At 34.3% G+C, this 17,636-nt stretch carries 18 protein-coding genes; 8 read left to right on the forward strand and 10 right to left on the reverse strand.

Going from position 1 to position 17,636, the window contains the following annotated elements:
- The first annotated feature begins 192 nt into the window (after positions 1–192).
- The gene (locus RLT85_RS10100) at positions 193–372 is read left to right on the forward strand and encodes a hypothetical protein (protein ID WP_311402006.1); all 180 of its coding nucleotides are present in this window, start codon (positions 193–195) and stop codon (positions 370–372) included.
- 83 nt (positions 373–455) lie between these two features.
- On the opposite strand, the gene RLT85_RS10105 is transcribed toward RLT85_RS10100, so the two are convergent.
- From RLT85_RS10105 to prfB, 4 genes are all read right to left on the reverse strand, one after another.
- Complete coding sequence (locus RLT85_RS10105) at positions 456–2,972, reverse strand: TonB-dependent receptor (RefSeq protein WP_311401917.1); 2,517 nt, start codon at positions 2,970–2,972, stop codon at positions 456–458.
- 123 nt (positions 2,973–3,095) lie between these two features.
- Complete coding sequence (locus RLT85_RS10110; protein ID WP_311401918.1) at positions 3,096–3,482, reverse strand: hypothetical protein; 387 nt, start codon at positions 3,480–3,482, stop codon at positions 3,096–3,098.
- Between the two features lie 250 nt (positions 3,483–3,732).
- The gene (gene arsC, locus RLT85_RS10115; protein WP_311401919.1) at positions 3,733–4,077 is read right to left on the reverse strand and encodes an arsenate reductase (glutaredoxin); all 345 of its coding nucleotides are present in this window, start codon (positions 4,075–4,077) and stop codon (positions 3,733–3,735) included.
- Between the two features lie 172 nt (positions 4,078–4,249).
- Positions 4,250–5,348 (reverse strand): peptide chain release factor 2 gene (gene prfB, locus RLT85_RS10120; protein WP_311401920.1). Its coding sequence is split into 2 segments (ribosomal slippage): positions 4,250–5,284 and positions 5,286–5,348, totalling 1,098 coding nucleotides; the frame shifts between segments, so codons are not numbered across the junction.
- Positions 5,349–5,607: 259 nt separating this feature from the next.
- Between prfB and RLT85_RS10125 the strand changes: the two genes are divergently transcribed.
- Positions 5,608–6,627, forward strand: a complete 1,020-nt coding sequence (locus RLT85_RS10125) for a threonine aldolase family protein (protein ID WP_311401921.1) — start codon at positions 5,608–5,610, stop codon at positions 6,625–6,627.
- Positions 6,628–6,717: 90 nt separating this feature from the next.
- Here the strand turns inward: RLT85_RS10125 and RLT85_RS10130 are convergent, their stop codons facing one another.
- From RLT85_RS10130 to porX, 6 genes are all read right to left on the reverse strand, one after another.
- A complete protein-coding gene (locus tag RLT85_RS10130; protein ID WP_311401922.1) occupies positions 6,718–7,068 on the reverse strand; it encodes a hypothetical protein in 351 nt (116 codons plus the stop codon).
- A gap of 86 nt (positions 7,069–7,154) precedes the next feature.
- Positions 7,155–7,532 (reverse strand): hypothetical protein, encoded by a 378-nt coding sequence (locus RLT85_RS10135; RefSeq protein ID WP_311401923.1) that lies wholly within the window; start codon positions 7,530–7,532, stop codon positions 7,155–7,157.
- A gap of 6 nt (positions 7,533–7,538) precedes the next feature.
- Positions 7,539–8,735 (reverse strand): alanine dehydrogenase, encoded by a 1,197-nt coding sequence (locus tag RLT85_RS10140; RefSeq protein WP_311401924.1) that lies wholly within the window; start codon positions 8,733–8,735, stop codon positions 7,539–7,541.
- A gap of 63 nt (positions 8,736–8,798) precedes the next feature.
- The gene (locus tag RLT85_RS10145; protein WP_311401925.1) at positions 8,799–9,329 is read right to left on the reverse strand and encodes a hypothetical protein; all 531 of its coding nucleotides are present in this window, start codon (positions 9,327–9,329) and stop codon (positions 8,799–8,801) included.
- Between the two features lie 257 nt (positions 9,330–9,586).
- A complete protein-coding gene (gene tsaE, locus RLT85_RS10150; RefSeq protein WP_311401926.1) occupies positions 9,587–9,994 on the reverse strand; it encodes a tRNA (adenosine(37)-N6)-threonylcarbamoyltransferase complex ATPase subunit type 1 TsaE in 408 nt (135 codons plus the stop codon).
- A 10-nt stretch (positions 9,995–10,004) separates the two neighbouring features.
- Positions 10,005–11,552 carry a T9SS response regulator signal transducer PorX gene (gene porX, locus RLT85_RS10155; RefSeq protein ID WP_311401927.1) on the reverse strand — a complete coding sequence of 516 codons (1,548 nt, stop codon included), beginning with the start codon at positions 11,550–11,552 and terminating at the stop codon, positions 10,005–10,007.
- A gap of 35 nt (positions 11,553–11,587) precedes the next feature.
- Between porX and RLT85_RS10160 the strand changes: the two genes are divergently transcribed.
- The 6 genes from RLT85_RS10160 (at position 11,588) to RLT85_RS10185 (ending at position 17,635) form a co-directional block, all read left to right on the forward strand.
- A complete protein-coding gene (locus RLT85_RS10160; RefSeq protein ID WP_311401928.1) occupies positions 11,588–12,817 on the forward strand; it encodes an HD domain-containing protein in 1,230 nt (409 codons plus the stop codon).
- Positions 12,818–12,840: 23 nt separating this feature from the next.
- Positions 12,841–13,875 carry a UDP-3-O-(3-hydroxymyristoyl)glucosamine N-acyltransferase gene (gene lpxD, locus RLT85_RS10165; protein ID WP_311401929.1) on the forward strand — a complete coding sequence of 345 codons (1,035 nt, stop codon included), beginning with the start codon at positions 12,841–12,843 and terminating at the stop codon, positions 13,873–13,875.
- Between the two features lie 5 nt (positions 13,876–13,880).
- The gene (locus RLT85_RS10170) at positions 13,881–15,266 is read left to right on the forward strand and encodes a bifunctional UDP-3-O-[3-hydroxymyristoyl] N-acetylglucosamine deacetylase/3-hydroxyacyl-ACP dehydratase (protein ID WP_311401930.1); all 1,386 of its coding nucleotides are present in this window, start codon (positions 13,881–13,883) and stop codon (positions 15,264–15,266) included.
- Positions 15,267–15,275: 9 nt separating this feature from the next.
- Complete coding sequence (lpxA, locus tag RLT85_RS10175) at positions 15,276–16,058, forward strand: acyl-ACP--UDP-N-acetylglucosamine O-acyltransferase (RefSeq protein WP_311401931.1); 783 nt, start codon at positions 15,276–15,278, stop codon at positions 16,056–16,058.
- A 6-nt stretch (positions 16,059–16,064) separates the two neighbouring features.
- A complete protein-coding gene (gene efp / locus RLT85_RS10180; RefSeq protein ID WP_311401932.1) occupies positions 16,065–16,631 on the forward strand; it encodes an elongation factor P in 567 nt (188 codons plus the stop codon).
- A gap of 68 nt (positions 16,632–16,699) precedes the next feature.
- Positions 16,700–17,635, forward strand: coding sequence for a UDP-3-O-(3-hydroxymyristoyl)glucosamine N-acyltransferase (locus tag RLT85_RS10185; RefSeq protein WP_311401933.1), 936 nt, complete (start codon positions 16,700–16,702; stop codon positions 17,633–17,635).
- The last annotated feature ends 1 nt before the right edge of the window (position 17,636 follow it).

Raw genomic sequence — 17,636 nt, forward strand, 5'->3', positions numbered from 1 at the left:
ACAAGTACAAAGGTTTTCATTGATCCTGATTATTAAAACCCTACCAGTTAATAAAAGCCAGATTAGCAAACTATTTGGAGTAACTTTAAAATTTAAACTGAAAATTAATAGTCTAAAACCTTAGATTTTGTTTGTATTAAATTTCAAATTTTATGTATCTTTGAACAAATTCTTTTAAACTTATAAATTATGATGTTCGAATTTGATCAGTACCTTGGCTTTTTAGCGTTCGCTGGTATCGCTTTAATCGGTTTTTGGTTAATGGTATTTTTACTGACTTTCGCTGTACCTTACTGGATAGGAGGTTCTTTATTGGAAATGTTTAAAGAGAAGAAAGAGGAAAAACGTAGAAAGAAAGAAGCGCTCAAGTAAATGCACTTCATATATATAAAAAAAGGAAGCTAAAATTTAGCTTCCTTTTTTTATGTCCTTTTGTGAAAGGAGTTATGAAGGGATTAACCTTCATAGTCTCCTCCTTCATCCATTCCTTGATTATTATTTCCATTACGCCCTCTTTGATTTTTAGGCTGATTAAATCTATACACCACACCTAAAGTAATTTGTCTCTCTCTCCATTGGAACTCACTATTTGACGTAAAATAATCTAAATCATCTACACCGTTTCTATTGTTTGTAAAAGAGCTTCTTTTTCTTGTATTAAACACATCACTTACGTTTAATGAAATGGTAGCAACATCTTTGATTATGTCTTTGCTAAAAGCCAAATTCATAAAAAATATACCGTCACTTTCTGTAGTCGCATTTCTACTGGGTCCTCTATAAAACCCTGTAGTTTGCCACTGTATATCACTAGGTAGGGTAACTTTAGAACTAAAACGAGCAAACCAACTCGTATTTTCTGAGTCATAATTTACACCATTAAAATCTCCCTTAGTGGTAGAATTATAAATATTAAAACTTCCGTTAAGTCTAAGCCATTTTTGAGGGTTATAAATAATACCTAACTCTCCTCCAAAACGATCGTTTTCTGCTAAGTTAATTGGGATAGATCTAATTATTTTTTCTCCATCTGTGGTGGTATTTCCCGTATCTTCTTGAATACGCTCAAAAGATTCGGTTTCGTGCTGGTAATAAATAGAGGAAGTTAAGGTTAATTTATCCCATTGTTTAAGGTAGCCAATATCAAAAGCATCAGAATATGCAGGATCTAAATCTGGATTTCCTTGAAATATATTGGTTCTACTAGATCTAGATGGGAAAGGATTAATGTACCAACCACGCGGACGGTTAATTCTTCGGTTATAACCTATAGAAATATTCTCCTCTTCTCCTAACTCATATATTAAATTTACCGTAGGGAAAAGGCCTAAATAATCCTTATCAAAATTTACATCTATATCTGTTCCTAACTCATCTTGCAAGGCATTTTCATCAGAAAATTCAGAATCTATTTTTCCTTTTAACTGCGTTTGTTCTAAACGCAAGCCTAATAGGAATGAAAACTTACCAATTTTATTACCATACTGTGTGTAAACGGCATTTACATTTTCCTTGTATGTAAACTTATTGGTTAATAATGAATCTATTTCAAATTGATTCGTTTCTAAATTGAGACTTTCTGAATTATAATCGGTGATTTGTTCTTCAAAATTACCTCGGTAACCAGCCTCAAACTGTGCTTCTCCCATAGGTAATACATAATCTGCTTGAATAAGAAATTCTTTCTGCTTTTCATTTTCAAATATTCTATCTCTTCCTTGCAAAGTTTCTGTAGGAAAATTAAAGTTTTCTACAATAGAAGTAGGTCGGTCTTCATTATCATAAGAATATTGTAAATCGGCAGTTAATTTATGTCCTTCATCATTAAATTTATTCTCATAATTTAAAGCATATTGATAGCTTTCATCCTCTTCTTTCTCAGTTTCGGCTCTAGTGGTTTCATTCACTAGAGTATTATTTAAATAACGAGAAGTATAATTGGTACTTATATCTTTATCATCCCCAAAACGCATAAATACGCTTCCTGTAATAGAAGAGCTTTCGGTTAGATAATATTGCATTCCTAAGTTAGTATTAATTCCTTGACGTCTGCGATCATAATCCCTATCTTCTATAGATCTATCTACACTCAAACTGTCTCCATAATAGCGGTTATCAAAGAAAGCATTTCCTGGCGCTTTTCTATAATAAACCCCTGTGGTATTAAAAATATTAAACTTATCTGTTCTTAAATTCAGGTTCGCTGAAATAGAACTGTTGGCAGGATATCCCAAGTTGGCCGAAACTGAACCGTTTAAGCCTAAAGTCTTTTCTTTTCTTAGAATGATATTTAAAATTCCGGCGGTACCTTCCGCATCATAACGCGCAGAAGGAGAGGTGATTACTTCTACACGCTCAATAGCATCTGCCGGAAGTTGTTTAAAGACATCTGTATCACCAAATCCTGCCATAGCAGAAGGTTTCCCGTTAATTAAAATTTTAACGTTCTCATTTCCGCGTAAGCTAATAGCGCCTTCTACATCTACAGTAACCGATGGGACATTACTTAAAGCATCACTAACCGTGGCTCCTTGGGTGGTTAAATCTTTACCAATATTATAGATTTTTTTATCTAATCTTACATCTACTTGAGTAGTTTCTGATCTCACTACAACCTCATCCAAGCTATCTGCATTAAGCCCTAATCTTACGGTCCCAAGACTCATATCTTTGGAAATAGTTCTATTATTAAACTTCTTTGGTTTAAATGAGATGTATTCTACGATAATATTATAGGTTCCTTCTTTCACTTCGATAGAGAAGTTTCCGTCAAAATCGGTAACTCCTCCTTGCGGAGAAAGTTTACCGGAAGGATCATTAAAGGTAATCGTGGCATATTCTAAAGGGATTCCTGCATCTTCATCTGTAACGCTACCCGAAACAGTGTAATTATTCTGAGCAAAACTAGCTACAGAAAGGAATAAAAATAATTTTAATACTACGAAATTGCGTAGAGATTGGTTCATCATCATTGGGATTGTTTTGTAGCTAAGACCCAAAAGGAGAAAGATGGTTTAATGAAATTTTGTTAAAATTGAGTTAATAAAAAATCCGCTTTAAATGAATAAAGCGGATTATAAATAAGATTTTCAATTTTAATTGTTTTGCACTTTCTTTTGATTAATTTTTCTTTTCTCCTTAATCCACTTTATATAGGTATCATACTGTGGACCAGTTAAAATATCTCTCATTTCTTTAACCTTATTAATTTCTAGAGCCGAGATTTGTTCCGATTTTTCGGAAATAATCATATCAGAATTTAAAAGCTCTTTTTCCCTCATTTTAAATTCGGTTAATTTAATTTTAGCTAATTTTTGCTGTTTTCCAGTTAAGGCAAGTTCTTGAGTTAGAGATTTAAGTTCTTTATCAACAACATCAGTTACAGTAGCAGAAGGATTCCCTTGAATTAAATCTTGTGCGTTTATATTCATAGAACTGGTACCAAATAGTACTAAAGTTAAAATAAGTATTAATTTTTTCATGATTGTTTTTATGTTTAATATAATAGGAAACAGCTATTTAAGCGGTTAAAAACATGTTAAAAATAAAAACAAACATAGTTCAGAAAAGAGTAGAGCGAGTGTTTTAATTGCTAGATTCAATAAAATTATAAGACAATCAAGGTCAATTTTTCCATTTAGATTTCCATTAATTAAGTTACAGTATGATCAGTTTTAAAAATGTTCTTCAATTTTATCTAAGACAAATTCAATACAATTGATTTATAACATTTTAAGAAATAATATCCTTAATTTTTTCTGGAGGCCTTCCAATAACTGCTGTCTCATCGCATACTACAATGGGACGCTCAATTAATTTTGGATGTTCTTGCATAGCTTGTATCAGCTCATCATCAGACAGTTTTTTGTCTTTATAATTTTCTTTCCAATCCTTTTCATTTTTTCTGATAAGCTCTTCGGCAGAAATACCCAAAAGACTTAACACTTCCTTTATTTCTTCCTTTTCCATAGGAATATCTAAGTATTTTACAATCTGAAAATCCTGTCCAGATTCTGCTAATATATTAAGTCCTTCTCTAGATTTAGAACATCTAGGATTATGGTAAATTTTAATCATAATTTTTAATTTTTATTAAAATAGAATTTTTAGTTGATTTTTTCACAAAAGATTACTTTTTATTCGGCAGTAAACTACTAAATTTGAGTGTTTTATACTTCAGTTCTATATTTTTACTAACGACTAACGACTAACGACTAACGACTAACGACTAACGACTAACGACTAACGACTAACGCTCCTCTTTCTGTCCCATCATCATAAGATAAGCTTTTAAGAAATCATCAATATGTCCGTCCATTACCGCATCTACATTTCCGGTTTCTTCTGCCGTTCTTACATCTTTCACCAGCTTATAAGGATGCATTACATAATTTCTAATTTGTGAACCCCATTCAATTTTCATTTTTTCGGCTTCAATATCTTCGCGTTGCGCGAGTTGTTTTTGAAGCTCAATTTCATACAATTGCGACCGAAGCATCTTCATGGCAGTCTCCCGATTATACTGTTGGGAGCGAGTTTCTGAACATGAAATTCGAATTCCTGTAGGATGATGCACAAGTTGAACTTTTGTCTCTACTTTATTTACATTTTGTCCTCCGGCACCACTAGATCTAGCGGTAGTAATCTCAATATCTGCTGGGTTAATATCTATTTCTATAGAATCATCCACCAAAGGATACACATAAACAGAAGCAAAAGAAGTATGTCGTTTCGCATTGCTATCAAAAGGGGAAATACGCACCAAACGGTGAACGCCATTTTCTCCTTTTAGCCAACCAAAAGCATAATCACCCTCAATTTCTAGGGTCACGGTTTTAATTCCTGCCACATCTCCCTCTTGGTAATTGAGTTCTTTTACTTTAAAACCTTGCTTATCTGCCCACATGAGATACATTCTCATAAGCATATTGGCCCAGTCACAACTTTCTGTTCCTCCCGCACCAGCAGTAATTTGAAGCACCGCCGAAAGTTCGTCTCCTTCTTCAGAAAGCATATTTTTAAACTCTAAATCTTCCAAAAGATTCTTTAGCTTCTCGTAACGTTGAGTTACATCTTCTAGAGAAGCTTCCCCTTCTTTATAAAATTCAAAAATGACTTCTAAATCTTCATAAAAGGTGAGGCTATTCTCGTAGGCTTCTACCCATTTCTTTTCTTGATTAAGACTTCGTACTAATTTCTGAGCTTCTTGCGGATTGTCCCAAAAATCTGGAGCGAAGGTTTTTTCTTCCTCATTAATAATCTCTATGCGTTTGGCATCAATGTCAAAGATATTGTTTTAGGGCAGTGACACGATCTTTAAGGTCTTTTAGGGTATCTTGGGTAATCATCTTTGCTTATTTTTTAGTGTTGAAAACAAAAATAGAAGTTCGTTAGCCGTCACAAAAAGATTTCAGCACTTATTTATGAAGAAATGCCGTTTTATTTGGGCGCGTCCCTTATAAAAAATAAGGGTCGGGCTTTCGTTACTCGCTTTTTTACTTTTTAAAAAAGCAAAAAGAGCTCAAACATGCCACTCAATCCCTCGCGCAAAAACAAGTACAGCTTAAACATTTCATGTAAATTTGACTTCCTTGATAAAAAAATGAAATGATAGACTTAAAAAGTGATACCGTTACTAGACCTACGCCTGGCATGATGAAAGCTATTATGCAAGCAAAAGTAGGGGATGATGTTTATAAAGAAGACCCCACCGTAAATGTATTGGAAGAACGTTTGGCTAAAATGTTTGGGAAAGAAAAAGCCTTATTCTTTCCTACGGGAAGCATGGCAAACCAAGCCGCTATTAAACTTCACACGCAACCCAGCGAGCAATTAATTTGTGATAAATGGGCACACGTTTATAATTATGAAGGTGGCGGAGTTTCTTTTAACAGCGGAGTCTCTTGTAAATTACTAGACGGCAATCGTGGAATGATCACAGCAGCACAAGTGGAGGAAGCTATTAATCCTCCAGATTTTTACCACAGTCCGTTGACTTCCTTAGTTTGTTTAGAAAATACCACCAATAAAGGCGGCGGCGCGTGCTATGATTTTGCGGAGCTTAAAAAGATAAGAAAAGTTTGCGATGCACATGATTTAGGATTGCATCTAGATGGAGCTCGGTTGTTTAATGCGTTGGTAGCGAAAGAAGAAAGTGCACAACAATATGGTGAAATTTTTGATAGTATTTCCGTTTGTTTATCCAAGGGATTGGGCGCTCCTTTAGGTTCCGTTTTAATTGGGAGTGAGAAAGTCATGAAAAATGCGATGCGCGTGCGTAAAGTATTAGGTGGCGGAATGCGGCAAATAGGCTTTATGGCTGCCGCAGGAATTTATGCCTTAGAAAACCATATAGATCGATTAGCCGAAGATCATAAAAGAGCTCAAGAGCTAGGGAAAGTTTTGACAAACCAAGCTTACGTAAAAGAAGTAGAGCCTATAGAAACCAATATCATTATTTTTTATTTAGCAGAAGAAATCAGCGAAAGCGAGTTTGTAATGAAGCTAAAAGAAAAAGATGTAATTATTAGCAGTATGGGACAAGGAAAGCTGAGAATGGTTACGCATTTAGATTATACGCAAGAAATGCATGAGAAGCTACTGGAAATTTTAAAAAAGATGGCCTAGCTGATGTGGGCGGATTAAAAAAATTTATATAAAAACAAAAAAGCCTTTCCGTGAAAATGGGAAGGCTTTTTACAATAATTCTAATATAGGTTACTCTTCTTCTTTGTCGTTCTCTTCATCATCATCATCTTCAGCATCTATATCTAAATCTTCTTGTAAAAGTTTCTTGTCGTTGGCGTTGATTTCTTCAATAGGCTCGTTTAAATCCTCATCTTCATAATCATCTTCTTCATAATTCGCCATTGTGTTTTCTAGACGCGTACTTACTTTTACCAAGTAGATAGAATCTTCGGTTTTTACTTCTACCGCTTCAATAGTTTCGTTTTTAGCATTTTTAAACGTGATTATATGGTCATCATCATAACCATCGGGATATTTTTCTACCAAAAGCCCTAAAATTTCTGGCGTCAATTTTTTGTAATCAACTATTACTCTTTTCATAAAAACGACTCTTTTTTGTTTTGTATTCTTTCAGCAATAATAAAAAAAAGAATAAAGTTTTATAGACTTTTAGAAAAAATTTATTCTTAATTTTTCTTAAAGTTTATTTCTTGGATGGTAGCTTGATTTTCACAGTTCTCTATTCGTAGCAAAAGTACTTTTTCGTTTACTTTTCCTTCTACCGCATACACCTTACAAGAATCTAGAGCAGTATTGCTATTAGAAAAATTCACATCTCCCGAATTTAATACTTTTTCTACCGCGGTAGAATCCATTTGGTTCTCTTTTAAAAATAAAAGAGCCTGAGGTTGGTAGTTTTTATTCTTGATTCTAATATTCTTTAAAACTCGTGCATCTGGACCGTAATCACAAGAAGTTTTTTTTCCGCTAAGGAAAAACATCAAAATAATAATACCTATAAAAAAACCTACTGAATAGTAGGCAAGTCTTGCTGCTAACTTCATATTAATTTAAAAAATGAGCAAATTGATATCTCTGTAAGATAGGTTGAACCAATCTGCAACCGATTTGTTGGTTAAAATTCCGTGGTAAAAATACAATCCATTTCGTAAACCACGGTCAAATCTTAAGGTATTTTCTAAACCACCAGATTCTGCTATATGCAATAGGGAAGGAGTAAATATATTACTGATAGAGATAGAAGATGTACGAGAGTATTTGGAAGGAATGTTGGGCACCCCATAATGAACTACATCGTGTTTTATTTGGGTAGGATTATCATGAGAGGTGACTTCTGAAGTTTCAAAACAACCTCCCATATCAATACTTACATCAATAATCACAGCTCCTTTTTTCATCGTTTCCACCATAGCCTCGGTGACAATAATAGGGGAGCGGTCGTTTCCTCTTACAGCTCCTATCACTACATCTGCACGTTTTAATGCTTTGGTTAGATTTTTAGGTTGTAGGGTAGAGGTATATAAAGGTCTTCCTAAATTGGTTTGAATATTTCTTAATTTCGTGAGTGAATTATCAAATACTTTCACATTTGCACCTAAACCAAGCGCAGATCTTCCTGCAAATTCTCCCACAGTTCCTGCACCAATGATGACTACTTCTACGGGAGGAACTCCGCTAATATTTCCAAACATTAGTCCGCTGCCTAAAGGATTTGCTAACAATTCCGAAGCTATTAAAACCGAAGCTGTTCCCGCAATTTCACTTAAGGCTCTAACTGCTGGGTAACTTCCATCTTCATCTTTAATAAATTCAAAAGCCAACGCGGTAATGCGTTTTTCTGCCAATTTTTTAAAATATTCTTTGCACTGGGTTTTTAGTTGCAATGCCGATATAAGTATGCTTTGCGGATTCATCCATTTTAATTCCTCAAAAGAAGGCGGTTCTACTTTGAGTACAATAGGGCAGGCAAAGACTTTTGCTGTGTCTTTGGTAATTTTTGCTCCGGCTTCGCTATACTCTTTATCGCTAAAGTTAGCATCGATGCCGGCATTGCTTTCAATAAGTACGCGATGACCGTGGGTTGTAATTGCAGCAACAGCATCTGGAGTAAGGCAAACTCGTTTTTCTTGATAAGAAGTTTCTCTTGGGAGACCAATGTATAATTTCCCTTTAGATTTTTGGATCTCTAGGGTTTCTTCCTGCGGAATTAATTCAGCTTGACTGAAAGGTGTAGTTGGTCTGCCCATAGGAATTTGCATTTGTATAAAGAAATAAAAAAAAGCAGAACTTCACAAGCATTTAAGATATACTTATTTGAAAAGATCTTTGATTTGAGCAAAAAATCCTCGGTTCTTCAAAAACTCTTGTTCTAAATCGTCTAAGTCTTGAGAGTTGATACTTTTAAAAAGCTTGACTCTCATAAGATATACAAAAGGAACAATCACTAGCATAATAGGAAGTACGTACCAAAACTCAGTTTCATCGGTATATTGCATGTCGTCATTGATCACACTTAAAAGCTGAAAGAAAAACATACCCATAGGTATAAGGATTACATGATACCACCAGTGTTTACAGGTGAAAAACCAAATAATAAGTAATAACAACGGAATAAATTTCGCCATCATAGTCCAAACACTTATATAGACACGTCCATACCATTTTGCCTCATAATTGAAAAAAAAAGTTTCCCAAGTAGATATATCTTCTGGGAAACTTTCATATAAATAAAAAATATATGGTGTTGCAGCGATTACAAACGCAATAATACTACCCGTTACGAGGGACGATGATATCCGCTTTTTCGATTGATTTGATGTTATCTTGTGTGGTGTGTTCATCTATTGCTTGTGGGCTACAAGAAGTTGCTAAAAATCCTAAAGTTGCGATGGCGAAGATAAAGTTTTTTGTGTTCATAGTTGTAGTTTTTACGATTAATGTTTTATTATTACGATTAAATACAAGGCAAATTTAAAAATAATTTTGTTAAAATTAGTAATTTTCTTTACCGTACCTTTGCAAATTTTTAAAATAAAAATCGCTGATTAACAGATAGTTAATACTGTTTACTTCAACTAATGTGTCTTCTCTATATACGTTATTTTTTAAAAACTAGATTTCTTTTTGAGGAATTTATTCGAGAAAGATGAACCTCATTTTTAGTAAGAGGTAATAAATTTTCTACATGCTGAGGCCATTCTATAAAACACCAAGAATTGGAGTCTATATATTCCTCAAAACCTATATCATAAGCCTCTTCCTCTTCTTCGATTCTATGAAAATCAAAATGATATATAGAGCCATTTTCTCCTTGATATTCATTCACCAGAGAAAAAGTAGGAGAACTCACTTTATCTTGAGATCCTAGTTGCTTTACAATTTCTTTAATGAGCGTAGTTTTTCCTGCTCCCATCTCGCCATAAAATAAAAGTACTTTGCACGAAGAAACCGCTATGATTTTTGCAGCTACATTAGAAATTTCAGATAAACTGTAATCAAGTCTCATATTACTTATTTTATCGAGGAGAAAGTACTGAAAATGGAATAATCATTTCTTCTAAAGAAACGCCCCCATGTTGGTAGGTATTTCTAAAATAACTTACATAATGATTATAATTATTGGGGTAGGCAAAGAAAAGATCTCCTTTGGCAAAAATATAAGAACTACTCATATTAATACTTGGTAAATGAAAATCTTTAGGATTCTTAGCCGCGATCACATCTTTATCTTCATAAGTCAAGCTTCTTCCTGTTTTATACCTTAAATTAAGACTTGTATTTTTATCACCAATGACTTTAGAAGGATTTTTAGCATTAATCGTTCCGTGGTCTGTAGTGATGATTAATTTAAAACCTAATTGTTGCGCCTGTTGTATAATTTCTAATAATGGAGAATTTTTAAACCAACTTTCGGTTAAAGAGCGGTAAGACTTATCATTAGAAGCCAGTTCTTTTATCACTTCCATTTCAGTTTTAGAATGAGAAAGCATATCTACAAAATTATACACCACAACGGTTAAATCATTATCTTTTTGTGATTTAAAACTGTCTACTAATTTTTTTCCGCCTTTAAGGCTAGTAATTTTGTGGTAAGAAGTTTTATAGTCCAATCCTAAGCGTTTTAACTGCGCCATTAAAAAATCTTCTTCGTACATATTCTTTCCGCCATCATCGGTATCATTTAACCACCAATCTGGATGTTTTTTCTCCATTTCTGAAGGCATCAAGCCAGAGAAAATAGCATTTCTAGCGTATTGCGTGGCTGTGGGTAAAATGCTGTAGAAAGGAGATTCGCTTTCTTTTTTATAATAATTATTAATGATAGGTTCAAAAGCACGCCATTGGTCGTAGCGCAAATTGTCTATCACCACCAATAGAGTAGGCTGCTCTTTACTTAATTCTGGCACTACTTTATTTTTAAATAAGGTATGCGACATGGTTGGTTTATCATCACCATCAAACCATGTAGTGTAATTCTTTTCTACAAATTTACAAAACTGAGTATTGGCTTCTATTTTTTGGGATTCTAAGATTTCAAACATTCCAGTGTCTTCAATATGCTCCAATTGAAGCTCCCAGTATACAAGACGTTGGTAGATTTCGGCCCATCCTTCAAAAGAGTTCACCATAGACATATCCATAGCTATTTTTCTAAATTCTACTTGATAATTGGAGGTGGTTTTTTCTGAAACTAAACGAGAATGGTCCAAATTCTTTTTTAAACTAAGAAGAATTTGATTCGGGTTTACGGGCTTAATCAGGTAATCTGCTATTTTAGAACCAATAGCTTCTTCCATAATATACTCTTCCTCACTTTTGGTAATCATCACCACAGGCAAAGTGCTTTGTTTTGCTTTTATTTCCGATAAGGTTTCTAAGCCAGTTAAACCAGGCATATTTTCATCTAATAAAACAATATCAAAATTTTGCTCACTTACTTCCTCAATCGCCTCTGTACCACTTTGGCACGTAGTCACCTCATAACCTTTTCCTTCTAAAAAAAGAATGTGCGGCTTTAATAAATCTATTTCATCATCTACCCAAAGTACTTTGATATGGTTCATATATGTATATTTGCTTTAATTATTAAATTTTTGATTTGAATCAGAGAAACAAACTTAAAATATTAAACGATCCAATTTACGGATTTATTACCATTCCCAACGAACGGATTTTTGATATTATAGAGCATCCTTACTTTCAACGCTTACGTAGAATCACCCAAATGGGCATCTCTTATTTAGTGTATCCAGGCGCGCATCACACGCGGTTTCACCATGCTTTAGGTTGTATGCATCTCATGCGAAAATCTTTGGATGTGCTTCGTTTTAAAGGGGTTGAAATCTCTAAAAACGAAGAAGAAGCCCTGCTTATTGCTATTTTATTGCACGATATTGGACACGGACCTTTCTCCCACGCGATGGAACATAGTATTGTAAATGGGGTTAGTCATGAGTGGATTTCGCTTCAATTTATGGAGAAAATGAATGCCGAATTTAACCAAAGTTTAACGTTGGTCATTCAGATTTTTAAGGGAGAATATCACCGAAAATTTTTTAAGCAACTTATCGCAAGTCAGCTGGATGTAGATCGGTTAGATTATTTAAAACGCGACAGCTTTTACACGGGAGTAGCCGAAGGTAATATTAACAGCGAGCGTCTTATTGCCATGCTTAATGTGGTTAATGATGAATTGGTGGTGGAGCAAAAAGGAATTTATTCCGTAGAAAAATTTTTAGTTGCTAGACGTTTGATGTATTGGCAGGTTTATTTACATAAAACAAGTTTGGGAGCAGAGCAATTGCTTATTCGGGTTTTAAAAAGAGCCAAATATGTATCGAATACAGGAGTAAAGCTTCAGGCAAGTAAAGCCTTAAATTATTTTTTAACTCAAGAAATTACGCAGGAAAACTTTACGGAAGAAATTCTAGATGAATTCAGCAAATTAGATGATTACGATATTGTTTCAGCAATGAAAGAATGGGTAAATGAAGAAGATTTTGTACTGCGTAATTTGTGTAGAATGGTTATAGATCGAGATTTGCTGAAGGTACAACTTAAAAAAAGACCCATTTCTGAAGCGAAGAAAGAAAATTACCTAAAAGATCTAATTAAAAAATATAATATTTCAGAAGAAGAGGCATCCTATTTTGTATTTACGGGTAAAGTTACTAACCTTGCATATAATGCCAACCTAGAGAATATCAATATTTTGCATAAAAACGGAAAGATTAAAGACGTTGCAAAGGCATCAGACCAATTGAATTTAAATGCGTTGTCAAAACCGGTTGTCAAATATTATATCTGTTATCCAAAACAAAAAGATTAACATTTTTTTCTATTTTTGTCAGAATGAAATTTAAAGCATCACAAATAGCCGAAATATTAGAAGGAGAAATTCAGGGTGATCCTGAAGTTGAAGTTACTCAATTGGCGAAAATTGAAGAAGGCGAGGCAGGCTCATTAACTTTTCTATCTAATCCCAAATACGAATCTTTTATTTATGACACCAATGCGTCTATTTGTATTGTAAATAAAGATTTTGTGTTCGAAAAACCTATTAAGACTACACTAATAAAGGTAGAAGATTCTTACAAATCGTTTACCACTCTTTTGGAATATTACAATCAAGTAAAGTTAAATAAATCTGGAATTGAACAACCAAGTTTTATGGCAGAATCTTCAACGCATGGAGAAAATTTATACTTGGGTACTTTTGCTTATATAGGGAATAACGTGAAACTAGGAGATAATGTAAAGGTGTATCCCAATGCTTACATTGGTGACAATGTAGTAATAGGTGATAATGTAATTGTTTTTGGAGGTGCAAAAATTTATTCGGAAACTATTATTGGAAATTACTGCGTGATTCAAAGTGGCGCGGTAGTAGGCTCTGATGGTTTTGGATTTATGCCAAATGAAAAAGGAGAGTATAAAAAAGTACCCCAAATAGGAAATGTAATTATTGAAGATCACGTAGATATTGGTGCGGGAACAACCATAGATAGAGCTACTTTAGGTTCTACCATTATACGAAAAGGGGTTAAGTTAGATAATCAAATTCAAATTGCTCATAACGTAGAGATTGGAGAACATACCGCAATTGCCGCCCAAACAGGCGTTGCTGGATCAACAAAAATTGGTAAAAACTGTATTATTGGAGGACAAGTAGGTATTGTAGGCCATATAAGAATAGGAGATCGCGTAAAAGTACAGGCTCAATCTGGTATTGGTAGAAGTGTTAAAGACGATGAAATCTTGCAAGGTTCACCTGCATTCAGTTTAGGAAAGTTTAATAAATCCTACGTACATTTTAAAAATCTACCTAATTCTATGGATAGATTAAATCAATTAGAGAAACAGCAAAATAGTAAGAAGAAAGATTAATAAAAATGAAACAACAAACCATTCAAAAAGAAGTTTCCTTAACCGGAGTGGGGCTTCATACAGGAAAAGAGGTCAAATTAACTTTTAAGCCAGCTCCAGAAAATCAGGGCTATGTTTTTAAGAGAATGGATTTAGAAGGAAAGCCTACTTTAGCTGCAGAAGCTGCTTATGTGGTGAATACACAGCGAGGCACTTCTCTAGAGAAAAACGGCGTACAAATACAAACTTCAGAACATGTGTTGGCCGCTTGTGTAGGTTTAGAGATAGACAATGTACTTATAGAGTTAGACGCTAGCGAACCTCCAATTATGGACGGTTCTTCTAAATATTTTGTAGAAGCTTTAGAAAAAGCTGGAATTCAAGAGCAAGAGGCAGAAAGAGAATTTTACGAGGTTAAAGAAATTATTAGTTATGTAGACGAAGAAACGGGCAGCGAGATAATGGTGGTTCCTTCTTGTGGATATGAAATAACTACAATGGTAGATTTTGGAACCAAAGTGTTAGGAACCCAAAATGCTAGCATCAAAAGTTTAAAAGAGTTTAAAGACGAGATAGCCGATTCTCGCACCTTTAGTTTTTTACATGAAATTGAAACGCTTTTGGATCACGGACTCATTAGAGGCGGAGATTTAAATAATGCTATTGTCTATGTAGATAAAGAACTTTCTCCTGAAACGATGGAGAAACTAAAAAAGGTTTTTGATAAAGACAATATATCGGTTAAATCGAATGGGATTTTAGACAACCTTACTTTACATCATGCCAATGAAGCAGCTAGGCATAAATTGTTAGATGTGATAGGAGATTTGGCTTTAATAGGTACTAGAATAAAGGGAAGAGTGATTGCTAACAAGCCGGGACACAAAGTAAATACTGAATTTGCTAAGAAAATGGCTAAAAAGATTAAAGCCGAAAAACGTAATCAGGTGCCTTTTGTAGATTTAAATCAGCCTCCTTTGATGGATGTGAATCAGATTATGAAAATGTTACCGCACAGACAACCTATGTTGTTGCTAGATAAGATTTTTGAACTGACAGACAATCATGTTATAGGAACTAAGAATGTGACTATGAATGAAGAATTCTTTAAAGGTCACTTTCCTGGAGCTCCAGTAATGCCAGGGGTACTCATTGTAGAAGCTATGGCTCAAACAGGAGGAATTCTTATTTTAAGTACCGTTCCAGATCCAGAAAATTACTTGACATTTTTTATGAAAATAGACAATGTGAAGTTCAAACAAAAAGTAGTTCCAGGAGATACTCTCATTTTTAAATGTACTTTAATTTCGCCTATTCGTAGAGGGATATGTCATATGCAAGGTTACGCATATACAAACGGAAAGATATGTGCAGAAGCAGAGTTAATGGCGCAAATTGTAAAAACAAAATAAACTAATTTTATGAACCAACCTTTGGCATATGTGCACCCAGGTGCTAAAATCGCAAAAAATGTTGTAATAGAGCCTTTTACAACGATTCATAATAATGTTATAATAGGAGAAGGAAGCTGGATTGGTTCTAACGTAACCATTATGGAAGGCGCTAGAATCGGTAAAAATGTTAGCATTTTTCCTGGGGCAGTAATCTCTGCCGTACCGCAAGATAAAAAATTTAACGACGAGGATACCGTCACCATTATTGGAGACAATACAACCATTAGAGAATGTGTAACTATTAACAGAGGCACTTCAGACCGTATGAAAACGGTTGTGGGTAAAAATTGTTGGATTATGGCCTATTGCCATATCGCACACGATTGTGTTGTTGGAGATAACTGTATTTTTTCAAATAATAGTACACTTGCAGGCCATATAAATGTTGGAGATTATGTAATTTTAGCGGGAATGACTGCGATACAGCAATTTTGCAGTATAGGGAGTCATGCTTTTATTACGGGTGGTTCTTTGGTAAGAAAAGATGTTCCTCCATTTGTAAAAGCAGCAAGAGAACCTTTGTCCTATGTAGGCATTAATTCTATAGGCTTACGCCGAAGAGGTTTTACGACCGAAAAAATTAGAGAGGTTCAAGATATTTATAGAATATTATATCAAAAGAATTATAACAATTCTCAAGCAGTAGCAATTATTGAAGCCGAAATGGAAGCTACTCCAGAAAGAGATGACATTTTAGAATTTATTAAAAATTCTCAAAGAGGAATTATGAAAGGATATTTTTCAAACTAAAAAATTATGGCAAATACAAGTGATATTAGAAATGGGTTGTGTATCAAATACAACCACGATATATTTAAAGTAATAGAGTTCTTACACGTAAAACCAGGAAAAGGTCCTGCTTTTGTAAGAACAAAAATGAAAAGTGTAACTACAGGAAAAACTATAGAAAACACATTTTCTGCAGGACACAAAATTGATGAGGTGCGGGTAGAAACGCACAAGTTTCAGTTTCTATACCAAGACGGAGAGTTTTATCACTTTATGAATACAGACGATTATACCCAAATTCGTTTGTTAGAATCTGCTTTAGATTCTCCGGGATTAATGAAAGAAGGAGAAGTGGTAACCGTGATTATCAATACAGAAGATAATGCACCACTTTCTGTAGAAATGCCACCAAGTGTTGTTTTAGAAGTTGCCCATACAGAGCCTGGAATTAAAGGAAATACAGCGACCAATGCCACCAAACCTGCTACGATGGAAACTGGGGCAGAGGTAAATGTGCCTCTTTTTATTAATGAAGGAGACAAGATTAGAGTGGAAACAGATAAAGGAACGTATAAAGAACGTATTAAAGAGTAGTTTTATAGTTTAATTCTTAAGCTTCAGAAATGCTACTAATACTCTAAATCTGATTTAAAACTTACTTTATGGATTTTCCTCAAGAACATAGCCTTCAGCAAGTTGCTACAATTATACAATCTAAATTTGTAGGCGATAAAGATTTTCCTGTATTGGGAATGAACGAAATTCATGTGGTTAGAGCAGGAGATATTGTTTTTGTAGACCATCCAAAATACTACGATAAGGCTTTAAATTCCGCTGCGACGGTAATTCTTATCAACAAAGATGTGGAATGTCCTAAGGGAAAAGCTTTATTAATTTCTGATGATCCTTTTAGAGATTTCAATAAACTTACCGAATACTTCAAACCTTTTCAAAAATCTAAGAAAGAGATTTCAGCTTCCGCGGAAGTAGGGGAAGATACTATTATTCAGCCAAATGTTTTTATTGGTAATCATGTAAAAATCGGTAAAAACTGTTGTATACACTCCAATGTGAGTATTTACGATCATACGATTATTGGAGATAATGTCACAATTCATGCCGGAACCGTTTTGGGAGCCGATGCTTTTTATTACAAAAAAAGGGATATAGGTTTTGATAAACTAAAATCTGGCGGTAAAGTAGTCATTGAAAATAACGTAGATATTGGCGCTGCGTGTACTATAGATAGGGGAGTAACAGGAGAAACCACTATAAGAAAAGGTGCGAAAATAGATAATCAAGTTCAAATAGGTCACGATACGGTGATTGGAGAACGCTGCCTTATCGCTTCTCAAGTAGGTATTGCTGGCTGTGTAGTCATAGAAAATGATGTTACCATTTGGGGACAAGTAGGTATTACTAGTGGAATAACTATTGGAGAGAAAGCTGTAATTTCTGCGCAAAGCGGAGTAAGCAAATCTCTTGCTGGAAATACGTCTTATTTTGGAACCCCTGCAGATAGTTTTAGAAAAAAATATAAGGAATTAGCTTCCATACGCTTAATCCCAAGTTTAATTGAAAAAATAGATAAGTTGTAAT

This window comes from Mesonia ostreae, from assembly GCF_031845265.1.
In the GTDB taxonomy this organism is placed as follows: domain Bacteria; phylum Bacteroidota; class Bacteroidia; order Flavobacteriales; family Flavobacteriaceae; genus Mesonia; species Mesonia ostreae.

What these genes read in the sequence shown, in the direction of transcription:
- RLT85_RS10100 (WP_311402006.1), top strand. Translation starts at nt 193, where the DNA reads ATGTTCGAATTTGATCAGTACCTTGGCTTTTTAGCGTTCGCTGGTATC.
- RLT85_RS10105 (WP_311401917.1), bottom strand. Translation starts at nt 2,972, where the DNA reads ATGATGATGAACCAATCTCTACGCAATTTCGTAGTATTAAAATTATTT.
- RLT85_RS10110 (WP_311401918.1), bottom strand. Translation starts at nt 3,482, where the DNA reads ATGAAAAAATTAATACTTATTTTAACTTTAGTACTATTTGGTACCAGT.
- arsC (WP_311401919.1), bottom strand. Translation starts at nt 4,077, where the DNA reads ATGATTAAAATTTACCATAATCCTAGATGTTCTAAATCTAGAGAAGGA.
- RLT85_RS10125 (WP_311401921.1), top strand. Translation starts at nt 5,608, where the DNA reads ATGATAGACTTAAAAAGTGATACCGTTACTAGACCTACGCCTGGCATG.
- RLT85_RS10130 (WP_311401922.1), bottom strand. Translation starts at nt 7,068, where the DNA reads ATGAAAAGAGTAATAGTTGATTACAAAAAATTGACGCCAGAAATTTTA.
- RLT85_RS10135 (WP_311401923.1), bottom strand. Translation starts at nt 7,532, where the DNA reads ATGAAGTTAGCAGCAAGACTTGCCTACTATTCAGTAGGTTTTTTTATA.
- RLT85_RS10140 (WP_311401924.1), bottom strand. Translation starts at nt 8,735, where the DNA reads ATGGGCAGACCAACTACACCTTTCAGTCAAGCTGAATTAATTCCGCAG.
- RLT85_RS10145 (WP_311401925.1), bottom strand. Translation starts at nt 9,329, where the DNA reads ATGAACACACCACACAAGATAACATCAAATCAATCGAAAAAGCGGATA.
- tsaE (WP_311401926.1), bottom strand. Translation starts at nt 9,994, where the DNA reads ATGAGACTTGATTACAGTTTATCTGAAATTTCTAATGTAGCTGCAAAA.
- porX (WP_311401927.1), bottom strand. Translation starts at nt 11,552, where the DNA reads ATGAACCATATCAAAGTACTTTGGGTAGATGATGAAATAGATTTATTA.
- lpxD (WP_311401929.1), top strand. Translation starts at nt 12,841, where the DNA reads ATGAAATTTAAAGCATCACAAATAGCCGAAATATTAGAAGGAGAAATT.
- RLT85_RS10170 (WP_311401930.1), top strand. Translation starts at nt 13,881, where the DNA reads ATGAAACAACAAACCATTCAAAAAGAAGTTTCCTTAACCGGAGTGGGG.
- lpxA (WP_311401931.1), top strand. Translation starts at nt 15,276, where the DNA reads ATGAACCAACCTTTGGCATATGTGCACCCAGGTGCTAAAATCGCAAAA.
- efp (WP_311401932.1), top strand. Translation starts at nt 16,065, where the DNA reads ATGGCAAATACAAGTGATATTAGAAATGGGTTGTGTATCAAATACAAC.
- RLT85_RS10185 (WP_311401933.1), top strand. Translation starts at nt 16,700, where the DNA reads ATGGATTTTCCTCAAGAACATAGCCTTCAGCAAGTTGCTACAATTATA.